Below are 18,456 nucleotides of genomic sequence, written 5' to 3' on the forward strand. Positions count from 1 at the left end.
GTAAAGCCTTAGCGCAGCCTACTGTGTCCAATCTCGCATTCGTGTGCGAACCCTTGCCAAAGCTTGGCTATGGATCTGACTTACCCGAGATTCACTAACGCTCAATACTTCACCAATTTCCTTTAGATTCAACTCTTCATCGTAGTATAGAGAAAGTACCAATGCTTCTCGCTCAGGTAAACCTCGAATGCAATCGGCCAACGCGCCTTGGAAGCGTTGCTCGGCGAAGCCTTCGAAGGGACGGTTCTGAGCACGGCTTCCTTCACTTGATAGCACGTCCTCACTCACCCCAAGATCTTCAATACCAAGAATTTTTCCGCAGTTAACATCGGCAAGCATGGAATGATAGTCATCCAGGCTCACGCCGAGCTGCGCGGCGACATCTTTATCCTTGGCGTCGCGACCGGTGGCTTTCTCTACGGCTGCAATGGCTTCACTGATGGCACGGCTGTTTTTATGAACTGAACGGGGAACCCAGTCACCACGGCGGATCTCATCGAGCATGGAGCCTCTAATCCGAATACCCGCATAGGTTTCAAAACTTGCCCCTTTGCTTCCATCAAAGTTGCGTGCAGCTTCAATCAGGCCGATCATCCCAGCCTGAATCAGATCGTCTACGATAACGCTGGCGGGGAGCCGCGCCATCAAATGGTGGGCAATGCGCTTGACCAGGTCAGCGTGTTGCACCACTAAATCGTTAGTACTTACCGTTTGGGAATAGGCGGCCACTTTATTCACTCAGCTCTTCTCTTTTTTTTCTTTGCCCATATTCAAGCAGGTTCTCAATAAAGAACTCGAGATGACCTCCAGCTTGCTCAGGGATCGGCCAGGTGGCAGCTTTTGCGGCTAGCGAACGAAACGCAAGTGCCGCAGGAGATTTAGGATAGGCATCTACAACAACTTTTTGCTTACGCACTGCCAACTTCACGTTGTTGTCGTAGGGGATGCAAGACACCAGCTCCAGGGTTGCATCCAAGAAGCGGTCGGTCACTCGGGTCAACTTAGCAAACAGCTCTTGCCCTTCACGCAGGCTGCGGACCATGTTAGCCACAACTTTGAACTTATAGACGCCATGCTCGTTTGAAAGGAGCTTGATCAACGCATAAGCATCGGTGATAGAAGTGGGCTCGTCACAAACCACTACCATGATATCTTGAGCGGCGCGCGCAAAGCTCAGCACCATGTCAGAGATACCAGCGGCGGTGTCTACCAACAACACATCAATTGGGGTTTTAAGTGAGCTGAACGCTCGGATTAGCCCGGCATGCTCAGTGGGGCTAAGCTCCACCATGCTTTTAGTACCAGAGGTGGCAGGCGCGATCAGCACGCCATGCGGCCCTTCGACCAAAATGTCGTCCAGCGTGCATTCACCCGACAGTACGTGAGACAGGTTCTTGGTGACGCGCAATCCGAGCATCACGTCGACATTGGCAAGCCCTAAGTCGGCATCGAGCACCATCACTCGCTTACCTTGCGCTGCCATTGCGATACCCATGTTCAAGGTGATGTTGGATTTACCCACACCGCCCTTCCCGCCGGTAACTGCAATTACTTTCACATTATTTCTGTTTTGCATCATTCTCAAACCGCTAGCTTGGTCAAACGCCGTTTCACTAATAAACATCCGTAACCTTATCTTGTTGCTGAGCCTCTTGCTGCATCATCTCTTGGCTGGCTTCTTGCTCGGCCGCAAGGGCCTGCTCCACCAAGTATGATGCATCAGCAACGGCAATATCTTCTGGTACGCGCTGGCCATTAGTCACATAACTGATGGGCAATGCATGTCGCAAGCTCACATCTAAGGCCTCACCCAGTGCAATACACTCATCCAACTTAGTCAAGATAGTTCCAGAAAGAGGAATTTTCTGGAATTGGGCGACGGTTTCTTCAATTACCCGACGCTGTGCGTTAGCAGAAAGCACCAAGTAGTTGCGAATATTCACCCGAGAATTTTTCACCAAGCGGTCCAGCTGCTCATGCAAGCGCAGGTCGCGCTGACTCATACCTGCAGTATCGATCAACACTAACCGCTTGTCTTTGAATTGGTAGAGTAATTGTGACAACTCTTCCTCATCGTTCGCTACGCGTACAGCGCAGCCCATAATTTTTCCGTAGGTAGCCAACTGCTCGTGGGCACCGATACGGTAGGTATCGCTGGTAATCATGGCCACGCTATCAGCGCCATAGCGCATGGCAAACTGGGCAGCCAACTTTGCGATAGTGGTGGTTTTACCCACACCGGTTGGGCCGAGCAGCGCAACCGCCCCGCCCTGACTTAAGATGTCGTCATGCCCCAGCGACAACTGGTTAGACAGCAAAGATTTAAGATGTTCCCAACCTTCCGCTAGACTGCAGTCTTCTGGAATGTAACCGGCGACTTGATCGGCCATCTCATCGGAGAAACCCACGCGCTGAAGACGTTTCATCAGCATGGCGCGGATCGGCTCTTGACGCTCCATTTCCTGCGCCATCAGACCTGACACCTGATGCTCAAGCAGCTTGCGCATCTCAGCCAACTCACCCTTCATCGCCTGAAACTCTTCACGTTTAACATCGCTGGCAGCGCCACGATTAATGGGCGCTTGCGATGCAGCGGCCTTGCCCCAGCTTGCTTGCTGAGACAGCGGCTGAGGTGCCGTCATCGGACGCGCTGCAGGGCTTTTCTTTGGCTCTTCAAAGCGTTGCTGCTGGCGCTGTTGGTGACGTTGCATAAAGTCAGCCAGGTTATCGCGCAGGTTGTTCATCTCGTCAGCTTTCTGACTCGGTGCGGCACTGGCTGCGCCACTTGCTTGACGAGCGGACGAAATATTGACGTTGTCATCGGCTACTTCGCGCTCACTGGCAACGCTTGGCTTGGCTGCGCCCGCTTCCACTGCAGCGACAATCTCGATGCCACCAGTCACCTTCTTGTTAGACATAATTACCGCATCACTGCCTAATGTCTCTTTTACCTCAGCGAGAGCAGTTCTCATATCTTTGGCGAAAAAGCGTTTCATTTTCACAGCTTAAATCCTCTTTATTCTTTTTGTCGCTACTGGCCTACCGAGCTAACTATGCGTATCTGCTTGTCTTCAGGGACTTCTTGATAAGAGAGTACCCGCAATGCCGGGATGGCATTCTTAACATAGCGAGACAAGCTCGAACGCAGAATTCCGGAGGTTAGCAAGATGGCTGGCTGACCAACCATTTCTTGGTTGTGCGCCGCTTCTTGCAATGAACCTTGCAGTTTCTCTGCAAGCCCCGGCTCCATGCCCGCACCTTCGTTGCCAGCAGCCTGCATAGACTGATGCAATATTTGCTCCAACTCTGGAGATAAAGTGATTACTGGTAGCTCTGCTTCGCTTCCGACTAATTCTTGAACAATCAAGCGCTTGAGTGAGATACGACAGGCAGCTGTCAGCACATCGGTATCCTGGCTCTTTGGCGCGTACTCCACCAAAGTCTGAACGATGCTGCGAATATCGCGCACCGGCACCCCTTCGTGTAGTAGGTTCTGCAGCACCTTAACCACTGACGAGAGCGACAAGGCATCCGGTACCAACCCTTCCACCAGTTTTGGATGGCTGTTGCCCAGCATATCGAGAAGGTTTTGAACTTCTTCGTGGCCAAGCAAGGTCGAGGCGTTGTTAGTAAGCAACTGACTGAGATGGGTGGCAATCACGGTGGCAGAGTCCACCACGGTGTAACCGAGGGTTTGTGCTTGCTCACGCTGGGCTTTGCCGATCCACGCCGCCTCTAAGCCAAAGGCCGGATCGGTAGTGGCTTGGCCCTCGATGGCGCCAAATACTTGACCGGGGTTAATCGCCATCTCGCGATCGTGGAATACTTCTGACTCGCCCACGGTCACGCCCATCATGGTGATGCGGTATTGGTTTGGCCCGAGGTCGAGGTTGTCGCGGATATGCACCGCCGGAACCAAAAAGCCAAAGTCTTGGCTGAGCTTCTTACGCACGCCTTTAATTCGTGCCAGCAGTTCGCCGCCTTGGGATTTGTCAACCAAGGGGATCAAACGGTAACCCACTTCCAAGCCAATCACGTCGACCGGTTGCACATCGTCCCAACCCAGCTCTTTCGGCTCGGCTGACTCGCTTGGCTTGCTCACAGCCGGTGCTGCTGCTTGCACCTGTTTCGCTTTCTCGACTTGGCGATGACGCCAGTACGCGCCGCCAAAACACACCAGCGCAAAGCTTAGAAAAGCGAAATGCGGCATGCCGGGTACGATGCCCATCACGAACAAGATAGCGCCACAGATGATCAACACCTTCGGGTGCTCGAACATCTGCAGGAATACCTGCTCGCCCATATCTTCGTCAGCATTTTGGCGAGTCACAATCAGCGCTGCTGCAATCGATAGCAACAGCGCCGGGATTTGCGCAACCAGACCATCACCGATGGTCAGTAGGGTATACACCTCAACCGCTTCGCCAAAGCTCAAGCCATGTTGGGCCACACCGATAACAAAGCCGCCGATGATGTTGATAAACAGAATCAGGATACCGGCGATGGCATCGCCTTTTACAAACTTACTAGCACCATCCATTGAACCGTAGAAATCCGCTTCGTTGGTGACATCTTGGCGACGTTCGCGAGCCTGCTCTTGGTTAATGATCCCTGCGTTCAAGTCGGCATCGATAGCCATCTGCTTGCCGGGCATCGCATCCAAGGTAAAGCGCGCGCTTACCTCAGAGATACGACCCGCACCCTTAGTGACCACCACAAAGTTGATGATCATCAGAATCAAGAAGACCACCAAACCTACCGCGTAGTTACCGCCAATAACCACCGAGCCAAAAGCTTCAATCACGTTACCCGCCGCATTTCCGCCGTTGTGCCCTTCTAGCAGTACCACCCGCGTTGACGCCACGTTCAAGGCCAGTCTAAGTAGCGTGGTAATCAGCAAGATAGAGGGGAAAACCGCGAAATCGAGCGGACGCCGCGTATATACCGCGACCAGCAGTACCACCATGGCCAGAGAAATATTGAAGGCGAAGAACAAGTCCAACAGCCATGCGGCCATTGGTAGCACCACCATGCCAAGGGTGGCGAGCACGAGTAAAGGAGCACCTAGCCCCTTAATCTGCCTTATCTGGGATTTCGCATCGGAAAGCTTAAAGCTGGTAAGTCTATTTATAATTTCCATGGAGACGTTTATCTGGCGCCTTTGACAACTTGAACAGTTTAAAGCAAAAACTACGCCAGACAGCTGTACCCGCTAAGGAGCACAGGCTAAGTGTTTGGAAAATAGACTAGTAACGCAAGTCGTCGGGGATCGGCAGGTCATCGGCAACCGGTTTAGGTCGTTGGCCCTTCCCTTTGCGGTATTGGCTTAGCTGGAACACAAAAGCGAGGATCTGAGCGACCGCGACGTAGAGGCCCTCGGGGATTTCAGCGCCGATACGAGTGGTATGGTAGAGCGAACGACACAGCGGCGCAGACTCCATCACCGGGATCTCGTAGTGGCGGGCAATCTCACGGATCTTAAGTGCTACCTCGTCAGCGCCCTTCGCCACCAATATCGGCGCACCGCTGCCTTTGTCATCGTATTTTAGCGCAACCGAATAGTGGGTCGGGTTGGTCACGACCACATCGGCCTGCGGGACATCGGCCATCATCCGGCGAGAGGCCATCTCCATCTGCAAACGACGGATCCGGCCCTTAATTTCTGGGTTACCGTCGGTGTTCTTGTGCTCGTCTTTAACCTCTTGTTTGGTCATCTTGAGCTGTTTGGCGTGATTCCAGATCTGGTAGGGAATATCGATGGCGGCAATCACCAGCAAGCCACAGACCAGTGCGAGTAGCATCCACATCAACATATCGAGCGCATTGGTCGCTGACCCCGGCAAAGGTTGAGTACTTAGGCTCAGAATATTCTTAAACTGCCAGCTCAATACCCACCACACGATCAAGCCGATAACCGCGACCTTGGCGATACTCTTAATCAGCTCAACCAACGCTTGCACGCCGAGCATTCGCTTAAAGCCCTGCAGCGGACTCATCTTACTAAACTTAGGAGCAGCGGCCTGCCAACTGAATGCCATACCGCCGAGCAAAATATTACCAACGAAGGCGGCCACGGCGATGATACCGAGGATCACCGCCATCGGGCCAATCAAGATCTGCAAGATATCACCCAAGCTGGCCATCATCAGCTCTGGGTCGAAGATCTGCTCGCGCTCCAATCGGAACTGCAACTTGAACACATTGAGCATGCCACGAGCCAGGTTTTCACCAAACATCATCAAGCTTAGCGTCGCAAAGATAAGCACCGCCGCGGTACCTAGTTCTTTGGAACGGGCTATCTGGCCTTTCTCTCGGGCCTCTTGTTCTCGTTTGGGTGTTGCTTCTTCTGTGCGTTCTTGATCAGTATCAGCCATTCAGGCTCCTCCTCCGCATCGCGCCTAGCAACCGATCTGGAGTATGGTACACCCCAGACCGCGTGCATTGATCCATTGGCGCTCAAAGTGAGTCAAGAAGCCCCCAATGGTAAGCCAAAGGATTAACAGGCCGAACAGCATGCTCACTGCAAAGCCGATACTGAAGATATTTAACTGCGGCGCAGCCCGAGTCATGATCCCGAAGGAAAAGTTAACCAGCAACATGGCAACAATCGAAGACATTGCCATCGCCAGCGCTGCCAAAAACAGCTGTGAATACCATCCGGCCAAGAGTTGGAAGTCCATGGCTCCCAAGCCTTCCATACCAATAGGAATGGACTCAAAGCTCATGGCCAACAAGGTAATCAACTGCAGGTGGCCATCGATAACCAGGAACAGTAAGGTTGCCAGCAGCAAGTAGAACTGACCGACAACGGGAGTGCTTTGGCCGCTGCTCGGGTCCACCATCGAGGCAAAACCTAAGCTGGTCTGCATCGCCAGTACCTGGCCTGCCACCACAAAGGTCTGCATCAGCAGCTGGCTGACAAAACCAAGCGCGCCACCGATAACCACTTGTTGCAGCACCACGATCACCGACTGGAAAGAGAACAGCGGAATGCCCTCTACAGGCGGTAGCACCGGCACTACCGCAAAGGTTAGCGCCGCCGCCATGGCCATACGCACGCGCACGGGAACGCTGTTACCACCAAACGATGCCATGGTCATTAGCATCGCGGAAACGCGAGTGAGCGCCCACAAGTACTCGCCCAGCCACTGAATCGCGATATCAGCCGCGATATTCACTAGCCGACCACCTGCGGGATCATCGCCACCATATCGAAAAAGAAGGTCATCAAGCGGTCAGTAAACCAATGCCCTGCCATCATTAGCATGCCCAAAGTCACCAGCAGACGCGGTAAAAAGGACAGGGTTTGCTCGTTAATTGAGGTAGCAGCTTGGAAGATAGCTACGATTAGGCCCACCAACAAGCTAGGAACAATCGCTGCTGAAACCAGCACAACCACCTGGCCAAGAGAGTGGCGGAAGACGTCAACAAATACTTCTGGTTCCATCGCTCCTCCCTACATTCCGAAACTGACGGCGAGCGTGGTCATCACCAAGCTCCAGCCGTCTACCAACACAAACAGCATCAGCTTAAAGGGCAAGGAAACAATCATTGGTGAGAGCATCATCATACCCATCGCCATCAGGATACTGGCGACCACCAAGTCGATGACCAAGAACGGCAAAAACAGCATAAAGCCGATCTGGAAGGCGGTTTTAAGCTCGGAAGTAATGAACGAGGGGACCAATACACTGAACGGCACATCTTCAGGGTTTTCTACCTCAATCTTGGCGATGCGCACAAAGGTTTCTAAGTCGGTTAGCCGAGTCTGCTCTAACATAAAGTTATGCATCGGCTTTTTGGCGCGTTCGAAGGCCTCAAGGGAGGTCACTTCCTCACTCAGGTAGGGCTGAATGGCGTTTTGATTTACCTCATCGAGCACCGGCGACATGATAAAGAAGGTCAAGAACAGCGCGATACCGATGATCACTCGGCTCGAAGGGCTCTGCTGCAGGCCCATGGCTTGGCGAAGGATCGCCATCACGATTACGATGCGGGTAAACGAGGTCATCATAATGACCACTGCCGGGATAAACGACAGCGCGGTCATCAACGCCAGGATTTGCAGTGTTACCGAGTATTCCTGACTGCCATCGGCATTGGTGGTAATCGTCAGCGCCGGCAGAATACCGTCTTGGGCGATACTGGGAAAGGCTACAAAAGCCAGACAAAACAATACGATGCGAAACACTTAAGACTTACCTTTTGCTAAGAAGTGTTGAATATGCTTGCCAAAGTTCGGCACGGCTGAGGGGGCAGTCTCTACGCTCAGCGGTTGTTCCAACTTGTCCAACAACTGAACTTGCTGGGCAGTCACGCCAATCAAATACTGCTGCTCACCTACTTCCACCACCACGATCTTTTCGCGGGCACTCAGTGCCAGTTGGCTGATCACCTTCATGCGGCCATTGCCCAACTGGGCAACACGAGTCTTTTTTAGCACCCAGGCACAGACGAAAATGGTGATAAGCACTACCACCAGAGAAAGAAACAGCGAGAGCAGATCGAGAGGAGAAGAGTTTGCAGAGAGTTCGCTCCCCGCCTCTGAGCTTGCCAGCATCCCGCTGGCAACCAAGGTAGTCAGACTCATTTGAGTTTCTTAATGCGTTCAGTCTGGCTGATAACGTCGGTCAGGCGAATACCGAACTTGTCGTTCACCACAACCACCTCACCGTGGGCAATCAAGGTGCCATTTACTAGCACATCCAGTGGTTCACCGGCCACTCGGTCTAGCTCAACTACCGAACCTTGGTTCAACTGCAGCAAGTTACGAATGCTGATGTTGCTGCGGCCCACTTCCATGGAGATGGTAACCGGAATATCGAGAATAGCGTCTAAACGGCGCTGCTGCTCCTCGGTGATGGGCTGACCTTCATCGGCCAGTTCATCAAGGGGGGCAGGCTCGGCCTCGGCCATTGCAGCCGCCCACTCATTTGCCAAATCGTCTTGTTCACTCATTCTATTTACCTCTGATTATTCTTCGTGTTCGTCGACTGCCCCACGGCGGCTGACGACCATCTCTAAGTCGCTTTTCACCGACTCAGGACGTTTTAATTGTTCGGTGACCTGCAGCGCCAGTTTTTCGTTACGTTGACCCATCTTAACCCGATAGCTCGGCAGGTCTTCCACAAACAGCAAGGCGTTCTCTGGCATCTCTACCGGAATAATATCACCGGCTTTCAATTCCATAAGTTGACGCAGGCTAAGCTCAGCTTCCAGCAGCTTGGTATGCAAGCCCACTGGCACATCCATAATCTCGTCGCGCAGTGCAGTGCTCCAGCGCATGTCGGTGTCTTGTTTATCACTTTGAACACCGGCGTCGAGCAGCTCACGGATTGGCTCCAGCATCGAGTATGGCATGGCGATATGGAAGTCACCGCCACCACCATCTAACTCAATATGGAACGAGCTCACCACGATGACTTCGGTGGGGCTAACGATGTTGGCCATCGCCGGGTTAACTTCTGAGTCCAGATAGTCAAAGCCCACATCCATCACTGGCGCCCACGCTTCCACGTAGTCTTCAAAGATGATCTTGAGCAGCATCTGAATGATGCGCCGTTCGGTAGGGGTAAACTCGCGCCCTTCAATCTTGGCGTGGTAGCGGCCATCGCCACCAAAGAAGTTTTCTACCAAGATAAACACCAGACGCGCTTCCATGGTAATCAGCGCAGTGCCTTTTAAGGGCCTAAAGCGCACCATGTTCAAGCTAGTCGGTACAAACAGTGTGTGTACGTACTCGCCGAATTTAATCATCTGCACGCCGTTAATCGACACCTCGGCGGTGCGGCGCATCATATTAAACAGCGAGATCCGTAGATGGCGAGCAAAACGCTCGTTAACCAGCTCGAGGGTCGGCATGCGACCACGGACGATCCGGTCTTGAGAGGAGAAGTCGAACTCGACAACGTTACCCGAGATATCCGGCTCGACAATATCCTCTTCGATATCGTCGACGCCGTGGAGTAGCGCATCAATTTCGTCTTGGCTTAATAAATCGCTCACAGTATTCCTTATTGCATTACAAAGCCGGTGAATAGTACTTTTTCTACCACTACTCCACCGGTTAACTCTTGCAGCGCTTTTTGTGTTTCCGCCAATGAAGTCTCACGTAGCTTTTCTTTGCCTTCCTGGGTCGATAGCTCATCGACCGTCGCGGCGCTAAAGGTTTTTAGCAACGCACCTTCAATGGTGGGGATATGCAGCTTGGCTGCTGCTTCGTTATCACTGCCACGAACCAGCAGCTGAACCTTGATCTGTACTAAGCGGTCACGCACATCGCCGGTCACGTTGAACACGAAGGGACGCGGCATACCAACATACAGTGCAGTGCTGTTGACTGGCGCGGGCTGTGCTTCGGCGGCAGCCGCAGCTGGCGGCGCTTCGTCTTCACCGCCCATAAACATAAATGCCGCTACGCCACCGACAATCAGGAGGACAACCACCGCCCCGATGATGATAAATAACTTTTTCTTGCCGCCACTGCCTTCTTCAACTTTTAGTTCAGCTTCATCCGCCATGGATCGTGGTTCCTCACGCAGTTGTTATTATTTGCATTATTACATGTTAGATCGGGTCCCTAAAGTGCTGAACACCCCACCTATGCGTAATAGTCGATTCCTTCAGCAGCATTAAAGGCAACATCCACCGAAGTAGCCTCACCATCATCGAACTCACCGGCTGCGCCCTCGCCGCCTTGGGCCCATTCGGGGCGTCCGTCAGAGTGAGCATGTTGCTGCTGATCTTTTTGATGATTAACTTGAGTCTGTCCCAGCTCAATGCCCTGCTGTTGTAGCATCTCGCGCAAACGCGGCATGCTTTGTTCAAGGGCCTCACGCGCTTGCGGGTTTTGTACCTGGATCTGCACCGACGCTTGATCGTTGTTGGTAACCTGCACACGGATCTGCATGCTGCCCAGCTCGGCAGGGTCAAGGCGGATCTCCGCGCGCTGCAGGCCTTGGCCTAACATCATCTGCACGCGTTGGTTAAGCTCTTCACCGGCATTGATTAACGCAGGATTGAAGCGCTCCGGCATCGCTTGATTGGCTGAGGCTTGATTCGCCTGATGAAGACCGCGTGCTTCACCGGCCTGACTTAGATGATCAACAAAGCCGCGGGTTGCCGCGGTCTCGGGCGCGTTAACTGGCTGCTGAGCGCTCGCTAAGGTGTTGGCGTGCGCGGCGTGCTGCTGGCCATGCTGGGATTGCTGACCAAACTCGCCGGATTTCTCACCGCCATCTTGGGCGCTAGCGGCCGCCATACCCAGTGCGCTAGCCGCGGCAAGGTCTTTGCCCAAATTAAGCTTGCCTTCACTGGCGGCCTTGCTGTCGGATAGCGCCTCGGAGGAGGCCTTCGCCGCTACCACCGACTCACCAAGTTGCACTTTACCGAGATCGCGGCTGGTTTGTGCCTCATTCAGTTGTCCCTGCACTTTGGCTTGAACCGAACCGTCTGGTTTAAGCTCGGCCTCTGCGCCCTTATCTAGCCCTTTAGTTGCGGCAGCTGTCGCGTCTGCATCTGGCTTGGCAGCGCTAACGGGATTGCTGGTTGCAGTTTGGGCAGTCGCCGGTGACGAGTTAGCAGGTGTAGCTGACTCGCCAACAGCATTGGTCGTCTTGGTAGAAGATGCTCTGCTATCACCCTCGCCTTCGGCTGGAGCATGCGTGGACGAGCTGCTTGCCACGGCTGGGTTTTGCGAATGGTTCTGAGCATCAACAGCGCCTGACTGTTCACCTTTAGCAAGGGCTTGGGTGGCTTCATCAGCATTCTCGGTATCGGCTTGCTCACCCTCCGGTAGCTGCTCTGCAGGTACATCACCAGCGACAATTGGCTGCTCGCCTTCTTCAAGTTCGCTATCGCCGACTTCTGGCTTGCCTTTTCCGCCATCTAATACCACCTCGGTGTTTTCAGTATCAACAGCGACATCAGGCTCATCATCACTTGCAGAATCAGCATCCGCTTCAGTCACTTGGCCTAAGGTACTCGGTGTCTCTTCATCCACGGCGTCTACAGCCCCTTCACCTTCATTAATAGCACCTTCATTAATAGTACCTTCATTAATAGCACCTTCATTAATTGTGCCTTTATTAGCTGAAGCTTGAACGAGCAGCGCATCTATCTGCGTGCTGTCTTTACCCTCAGTAGCTGCAGCGTCTCCCTGCTTGGCATCTGCCAGCTCGTTGGCCATCGCTTCTGAGGCGCGTAGCTGGGATAGCAGCCCTTCCACCTCACTGGAGGCTTGTTCGCCGCTAACACTACTGGCATTTGAACTATCACTAGAGAGTTGCGAACCTTGATTAGCTACTTGCTCACTGGACTCGGCTACGCGAGCGGGTGACTGGCTATCAGGCGCACTTTGGCTTGTGGCCTTGCTGTCATCGGGAGCTTTAGCATCGGAAGCTTTAGCATCGGAAGCTTTAGCATCGGAAGCTTTAGCATCGGCCTTAGCTGAACTTTCCGTTTCTACTTGTTCAGACTGCCCCTTGGCGCTTTTTGCGGTATCAGTGGCGCTTGGCTTGTCAGAGGATGTGCCGCCCTGTTGGCTAAGCAGTTCTTTAAAACCAGAGTCACCGCCAGAGCCGGGCAACTCATTGCCGGGCACTGATTCCGTACCACTGCTAGGGCTAACTTGTGTTAGAAGAAGATCCATCGCTGTCTCGTATTTACCTTATGTATTGCGCGCCAACGGCAGCCGGGGCGGCAAGTTTTATCCGTTTTATCGTTGTTCTGGGCGGTAATCGGGTGGATCAGCCGCTTAATTGCTACCTGCTTAGAACATCAGCAAAATACATACCAACCGCTAGTTGATTGGGTCCGCATTCCTGAAATGTGCGAACAGAGCGTACTCATCCAGTAATTTTTGCTCGGCCTTTAACTGCGCTTTCTCTTTTTCAGCCACTTGCTTTTCGATCAGCAGCTCCATGGCTCGACGTTTAGCCCGTTGCTCCTGCCACTGTTTGCGACACAGTGAGAGGTTTTGCCGGATCTGTTGGATACTATGATTCTGCTGCACACTGGCTTGCTCGAGCTTTTGAATAAACATCTGGTATTGGTGGAAGCTTTGCGCCTTGAGGCCATCGGCACCATGTGCCAAGGCCTGCTCAAGATAGCTTCTGCGGTATTCTTCCAGATGTTGCAGCTGGCCTTCGAACTGGCGCAGCTGCTGCTGCACCTCCGCCAGCGCCTTCGCTGCGTCTTGCTCTTTTTGCTGGAGCTGCTCAACCATCAAATACAGGGCTTGGCGTGCCATGCTGTCCTCACTACAAGCTGGGAGACCCGGCTGACGGGATTAGTTTAACCGGGGCGTTGCTGATTGATGTTGGCCATCTGCATGGTTCGCTCCAGTCGCGCCAAACATTCGTCATAGGGTACGACTTCTTTCATGCCTTGCTGCAAGAACTGGTCCAGATGGTTTTTCATAGAGATGGCTAAATCGACCCGTGGATCGGCGCCACGCTGGTAGGCGCCAATGGAGATAAGGTCTTGGTTTTGCTGATACACCGATTTGAGCATCTTGAGCTGGCGGGCCAGATTCTGATGCCCTTCACTGGTAATCGCGGGCATCACCCGGCTAATCGACTTTTCAACGTCCACCGCAGGATAATGACCTTCGTCAGCCAGTTGCCGAGACAATACGATGTGACCATCGAGGATCGCCCGCGCCGCATCGGCAATTGGATCTTGCAGATCGTCGCCTTCGGTTAATACCGTGAAGAACGCGGTAATCGAGCCCTGCCCCGGGCCGCCATTACCGGCCCGCTCCACCAAGCGCGGTAGCTTGGCAAACACCGAAGGCGGATAGCCCTTGGTAGCTGGCGGCTCGCCAATGGCCAAGGCAATCTCACGCTGCGCTTGTGCATAGCGGGTCAGTGAGTCCATCAGCAGCAACACACTCTTACCTTGGTCGCGAAAGTGCTCGGCGATGGCCAAGGTGGTATCACAGCCTTTCAATCGCATCAGCGGTGAGGCATCGGCTGGCGCGGCAACAACCACGGCCCGCTCACGACCTTCAATGCCGAGGATCTCGTCGATAAACTCTTTCACCTCACGGCCACGTTCACCGATGAGCCCAACCACCACCACATCGGCGGTGGTGCCACGAGTCATCATTCCCAACAGGACCGATTTACCGACACCGGAGCCGGCAAACAGGCCCATCCGTTGGCCTTGACCAACAGTTAGCATGGAGTTGATCGAACGCACCCCCACATCGAGCGGCTGCTCAATGGGTTGCCGTGCCATAGGGTTGAGGCGCTCGGCGCTGAGTTTCGCTTGGTGCTTACTGACCACCGGCCCCAGACCGTCAAGGGGCTGGCCCAGACCGTCAATCACCCGACCAAGTAGGGCATCACCCACTGGAATACCGTGCTGTTCGTGCATTGGGGTCACACGAGCACCGGGCAATACACCACTGAGTTGCTCACTGGGCATCAAAAATAGCTTGTCGCCAGCAAAGCCAACCACTTCAGCTTCCAACTCACCATCGAGGGTTTCAACGGCGCATAGGGAGCCGACCGGCGCTCGGCAACCGACCGCTTCCAGGGTCAAACCGACCACCCGGGTCAGCTTGCCGGCCACCGTGGGCTTGTTGCGCAGGCTGCCCACCTGATAGCGATTAATCCTCTGAGTTAGATTCATGGTCATGGTTCTGTTTAATAAAGGCTTCCAGGCTTTGGCGAATAGTGGCTTGCATATTCACTTTCACTGAAGACAAGTCGGTTTCTACCAGGCAATCGCCCTGAGCAATGGTTGGGTCGGCCAGTAGCTGCCAATTTTTCTTATCCAAGGTGTCTTGGGGGAAGGCCTGCTGCACGATCGCTAAATCGTCGGGGTGCAGGCTTATCTGTGCGGTAGCCTGCTGCATCGGCAGCGCGGTGACGGCTTGCTTGACACTGTGTAGCACCGCCTCGGGGTTGGTGCGTAGCTCCACTTTGACTATCTCAGCGGCCAAGGCCATCGCTAAATCGACCACCTGTTGTTCAACTTCTTGATTAAGCTGTTGCTGGGGCTGATGCAGGGCATCACACAGGCCCTGCCAACTCTGGGCAAGCTGGTCGATTTGCTCCTGCCCCTGCTCCAGGCCTTGGGCAAGCCCTTCAGCATGCCCTTGCTCGCGCCCTTCCGCCAAGCCTTGTTCACGGCCTTCTGGCAAGCCCTCTTGATGACCGAGGTGCTTGCCCTCGTCATAGCCTTCTTGATAAGCGTTGCTGCGGATCTGCTCGAGCTCTTCAAGGCTAACCGGGTGGATCTCTATGACCTCTTCTTCCGGCTCGCTCTCTTTGCCATACCAGCTGGGGTACATGTTAAAGGCGTTTTTAACCGGCTCAGGCTCGGTGTCGCCATCGGTTTTAAACTCGGGAAGCGGCCAGTCTTCGGGCTGGGCTTCAGGTTGCGCTTCAGTAGGCTGCGTAGTACCGCCCTCGGCTTGCTGAGCCACATCGTCAAGCAAACTCTCGGCATAATCGAGGGCCTGCTCCAGCTCACTGGTTTCAGCTAACTCGTTGGAATCGTCTTGCTCGTCTGCAGCCGCTTGCTCGGGCTGTTCGGCTTGCTGGAACTGCTCTTCAAGGGTGGGAGGCTGATCTCCAGCGTGGGTATCAGTGTGTGGGGTTGATGCGTCGGCTTGGGCGGCGGCGTCATCAGCATCCAGCTCGGAGAACTGCTCGGCCAAGGTAGCTGGCATCGGCGTGTCTGCCGATGCCTTAGTGTCTTTATCGCTCATCATCTACAGGAACTCGTCCCCGCCACCACCACCGATCATAATCTCACCGGCTTCAGACAGACGACGGGCAATCGATAGGATCTCTTTCTGAGCACTTTCCACTTCGCTGACTTTAATTGGGCCCATCGCTTCGAGGTCGTCACGCAGCATTTCGGAAGCACGTTTCGACATGTTGCCGAAGATCTTCTCTTTGAGGCCATCGTCGGCACCCTTGAGCGCTTTTTGTAGCAGCTCGCCGGGTACATCGCGCAGCAGCGTCTGAATACCACGGTCGTCGATGTCGATAAGGTTCTCGAACACGAACATAAGGTCTTGGATTTGCTGTGCCATCTCTTCGTCGCTCTCGCGGATCGAGTCCATCAGCATGCCCTCGACGTTGGTATCCAAGAAGTTCATGATGTTGGCTGCCGCCTTCAGGCCGCCCATCTTGGCAGCTTGAGCCCCCGCTTGACCGGCGAACTGTTTCTCCATGATTTCGTTCAGCTCGGTCAATGCCGCTGGCTGAACTTCTTCGAGATTGGCAATACGCATCATCAGGTCGAGGCGGATCTTGTCTGGGAACTGCGACAGGATCTCGGCGCTCTGCTCGGCTTCCAAGTACGACAGTACAATAGTCTGGATCTGCGGGTGCTCGTTCTGAATGATGTTGGCCACCTGACGGGCGTCCATCCATTTCAGTGAGTCGAGGCCTTTCGCGCCGCTACCCATAATAATCTGATCAACCAGGCTCGAGGCGCGTTCTTCACCCAACGCAGCGGTCAGTGCGTTACGTACAAAGTCTTCGCTGCCGATACCGATGTTGGTGTATTTCTGGATATCGTCGATAAACTGACGGTGCACCGCAACCACCCGCTCATGGGAGAAGTCTTCCATGGAGGCCATCGCCATACCTAAGCGCTGTACTTGTTTTGGCTCGAGGTGGCGGAAGATTGTCGCAGCGTCATCTTCGTTCAGGCTCAACATCAGGATGGCGGCCCGTTCGACGCCGGACATATCATCCAATATTCTCAGGTCGGTGGTTTCTTCATTTGCCATCGTTAATTACCCAGTCTTTAATCACCATTGCCGCCAGGTCAGGTTCGTTCGCTACCAGCGCACGTACCGCCTTCAACATATCTTCATCTTTGTGTAGGTCAGGCAGTTTCAGCTGACCTTCACGGATACCAAAGTCCATCTCGCCATCGGACATGGTAATCAGGTCCACATCCTCATCGCCATCGTAGGCAGCCAGTGCGGCATCGAGATCGGTCTCGCCAACATCGTCCTGCTCTTCGCTGTCGATCATGCGTTTCAGCATCGGCCTTACCACCGCAACAATCAGCACAATCAATACCAGCACGCTACCGACGATGCGCATCGCACGCCAGAACCAGGCTTGCTCCCAGACCGGTACATCAATATCGGTCAGCGCTTCTGGACGGGAGAACGGTACGGTTACCACCTCTAGGGTGTCGCCGCGAGCTAGGTTGAAACCTACCCCACCTTGCAGCAGACGGCGAATGGTAGTCAGTTGCTCGGCGGTGCGCGGGATACGGTTGGCTTCGCCGCCCTCGCCTACTGGACCATCTATATAGTCTAGTGCAACCGATACGCTGATCCGTTGTACCGCGCCAACTTGTTGACGGGTATGACTGATGGTGGTGTCCAGCTCGTAGTTGCGGGTTGATTCGCGGTGCGAGCTGCCCGATTGCATGCTAGTGCTACCATCTACATTAACTTGTTCAGGAATATCTGCGGGCAGCGGTGGCTGGTTGGTCAAGGCACCCGGGATCCCGATTGGACCGGGACCGACATTGTTATCTTCAACGGTGTACTCCGAGCGCACCGCTGGAAGGTCAGGATTGAAACGCTTCTGGGTCTGCTCCACCGCGGTGAAGTCGAGGGTCACATCCACCTCGGCGGTGTAGTTACCCAAACCAACGACGGGCGCTAAGATTGCGTCAATCTTATCGCGGTATTCTTCTTCGCGCTGACGCTCCATCTCAAACTCGCGGCGGGTGCGTGAAGACAGTGGGTCCTGGCTACCAGAGTTAAGCAGGCGGCCGTTTTGATCGGTCACGGTTACGCGGCTCGGTACCAAGTTGTGAACCGCTGAGGCCACCATATCTACGATGGAGTCAATCTCTTCCTGCTTCAGGCCACTGGCATTGCGCAGATTCACAATCACGGTCGCTGAAGGTTGCTGCTCACGACGGGCGAATACATTTTGCTTAGGGATGGCCAACAATACCCGCGCCTTGCTCACTGAACGCATCTGCTCAATGGCTGACGCCAGTTGACGCTCGCGGCTTAGCTTGAGGCGTTCGCCTTCGAGGCGCTGACTCACGCCAAAGCCCATATCGTTTAGCAGGATCTCTTCACCGGCAGGCGTGGTTTCGCTCAGACCAGCGCGACGCAGTCGCAAACGGATATCCTGATACTGCTCGGCGTTAACCAGTACGGTGCTACCTTCCACGGTGTAAGGGATCTTGCTTTGATCGAGGAAATCGAGGGTTTGCACCAGCTCATCGGTGGTCATGCTACCGAGTGGGCGCATCTCAGGCTCTTTGGCCCACATCAGCAGGAAAACCGCCATCGCCAAACATACGGCCAACGCCAAAATAATAATCACTTGGCGCAGCATGTCGGTGTTACCCAAAAACGATAACGTTGAGCTTTGCTGCTCGGTGGCAGCTAGCTCGGTGCTTTCATTATCACCTTCGAGTAGGGCTTGTTCTTGACTCATCGTTCTAATC

At 54.0% G+C, this 18,456-nt stretch carries 18 protein-coding genes; all 18 read right to left on the reverse strand.

The features are described 5' to 3' along the window. Positions 1-18: 18 nt before the first annotated feature. On the reverse strand, positions 19-738 hold the full coding sequence (locus G462_RS0105335) for an RNA polymerase sigma factor FliA (protein WP_026958080.1): 720 nt from the start codon (positions 736-738) through the stop codon (positions 19-21). After that, entirely contained in the window at positions 731-1,624 is an 894-nt protein-coding gene (locus tag G462_RS0105340) for a MinD/ParA family ATP-binding protein (protein ID WP_026958081.1), read from the reverse strand. The genes G462_RS0105335 and G462_RS0105340 overlap by 8 nt, the downstream gene beginning before the upstream one ends. Next, positions 1,614-2,996 carry a flagellar biosynthesis GTPase FlhF gene (gene flhF / locus G462_RS0105345; RefSeq protein ID WP_245579534.1) on the reverse strand — a complete coding sequence of 461 codons (1,383 nt, stop codon included), beginning with the start codon at positions 2,994-2,996 and terminating at the stop codon, positions 1,614-1,616. Before flhF ends, G462_RS0105340 begins: the two co-directional genes overlap by 11 nt. Positions 2,997-3,031: 35 nt before the next feature. Next, positions 3,032-5,140, reverse strand: coding sequence for a flagellar biosynthesis protein FlhA (gene flhA / locus G462_RS0105350; protein WP_051326548.1), 2,109 nt, complete (start codon positions 5,138-5,140; stop codon positions 3,032-3,034). A 106-nt stretch (positions 5,141-5,246) separates the two neighbouring features. Beyond that, on the reverse strand, positions 5,247-6,374 hold the full coding sequence (gene flhB / locus G462_RS0105355) for a flagellar biosynthesis protein FlhB (RefSeq protein ID WP_026958084.1): 1,128 nt from the start codon (positions 6,372-6,374) through the stop codon (positions 5,247-5,249). 24 nt (positions 6,375-6,398) lie between these two features. Then, positions 6,399-7,178 carry a flagellar biosynthetic protein FliR gene (gene fliR / locus G462_RS0105360; RefSeq protein WP_035476816.1) on the reverse strand — a complete coding sequence of 260 codons (780 nt, stop codon included), beginning with the start codon at positions 7,176-7,178 and terminating at the stop codon, positions 6,399-6,401. Beyond that, entirely contained in the window at positions 7,178-7,447 is a 270-nt protein-coding gene (gene fliQ, locus G462_RS0105365; RefSeq protein WP_026958086.1) for a flagellar biosynthesis protein FliQ, read from the reverse strand. The genes fliR and fliQ overlap by 1 nt, the downstream gene beginning before the upstream one ends. Before the next feature lie 9 nt (positions 7,448-7,456). Further along, entirely contained in the window at positions 7,457-8,143 is a 687-nt protein-coding gene (gene fliP, locus G462_RS0105370; protein ID WP_425393726.1) for a flagellar type III secretion system pore protein FliP, read from the reverse strand. Positions 8,144-8,191: 48 nt separating this feature from the next. Then, the gene (gene fliO / locus G462_RS21800) at positions 8,192-8,590 is read right to left on the reverse strand and encodes a flagellar biosynthetic protein FliO (protein ID WP_051326549.1); all 399 of its coding nucleotides are present in this window, start codon (positions 8,588-8,590) and stop codon (positions 8,192-8,194) included. Further along, positions 8,587-8,958 (reverse strand): flagellar motor switch protein FliN, encoded by a 372-nt coding sequence (gene fliN / locus G462_RS0105380; protein ID WP_026958088.1) that lies wholly within the window; start codon positions 8,956-8,958, stop codon positions 8,587-8,589. Before fliN ends, fliO begins: the two co-directional genes overlap by 4 nt. A 15-nt stretch (positions 8,959-8,973) precedes the next feature. Next, positions 8,974-10,005, reverse strand: a complete 1,032-nt coding sequence (fliM, locus tag G462_RS0105385; protein WP_026958089.1) for a flagellar motor switch protein FliM — start codon at positions 10,003-10,005, stop codon at positions 8,974-8,976. Positions 10,006-10,013: 8 nt separating this feature from the next. Continuing rightward, on the reverse strand, positions 10,014-10,520 hold the full coding sequence (gene fliL, locus G462_RS0105390) for a flagellar basal body-associated protein FliL (RefSeq protein ID WP_026958090.1): 507 nt from the start codon (positions 10,518-10,520) through the stop codon (positions 10,014-10,016). Between the two features lie 80 nt (positions 10,521-10,600). Beyond that, complete coding sequence (locus G462_RS0105395; protein ID WP_084404943.1) at positions 10,601-12,649, reverse strand: flagellar hook-length control protein FliK; 2,049 nt, start codon at positions 12,647-12,649, stop codon at positions 10,601-10,603. Positions 12,650-12,799: 150 nt separating this feature from the next. Next, a complete protein-coding gene (gene fliJ / locus G462_RS0105400) occupies positions 12,800-13,249 on the reverse strand; it encodes a flagellar export protein FliJ (protein WP_035476819.1) in 450 nt (149 codons plus the stop codon). A gap of 44 nt (positions 13,250-13,293) precedes the next feature. Further along, the gene (fliI, locus tag G462_RS0105405) at positions 13,294-14,637 is read right to left on the reverse strand and encodes a flagellar protein export ATPase FliI (protein ID WP_211234189.1); all 1,344 of its coding nucleotides are present in this window, start codon (positions 14,635-14,637) and stop codon (positions 13,294-13,296) included. Further along, positions 14,615-15,724, reverse strand: a complete 1,110-nt coding sequence (gene fliH, locus G462_RS21805; RefSeq protein ID WP_051326550.1) for a flagellar assembly protein FliH — start codon at positions 15,722-15,724, stop codon at positions 14,615-14,617. The genes fliI and fliH overlap by 23 nt, the downstream gene beginning before the upstream one ends. Continuing rightward, positions 15,725-16,756, reverse strand: a complete 1,032-nt coding sequence (gene fliG / locus G462_RS0105415) for a flagellar motor switch protein FliG (protein WP_026958094.1) — start codon at positions 16,754-16,756, stop codon at positions 15,725-15,727. Further along, on the reverse strand, positions 16,746-18,446 hold the full coding sequence (gene fliF, locus G462_RS0105420; RefSeq protein ID WP_026958095.1) for a flagellar basal-body MS-ring/collar protein FliF: 1,701 nt from the start codon (positions 18,444-18,446) through the stop codon (positions 16,746-16,748). Before fliF ends, fliG begins: the two co-directional genes overlap by 11 nt. Positions 18,447-18,456: the final 10 nt, after the last annotated feature.

The sequence above is a fragment of the Aliagarivorans taiwanensis DSM 22990 genome, from assembly GCF_000429505.1.
In the GTDB taxonomy this organism is placed as follows: Bacteria; Pseudomonadota; Gammaproteobacteria; order Enterobacterales; family Celerinatantimonadaceae; genus Aliagarivorans; species Aliagarivorans taiwanensis.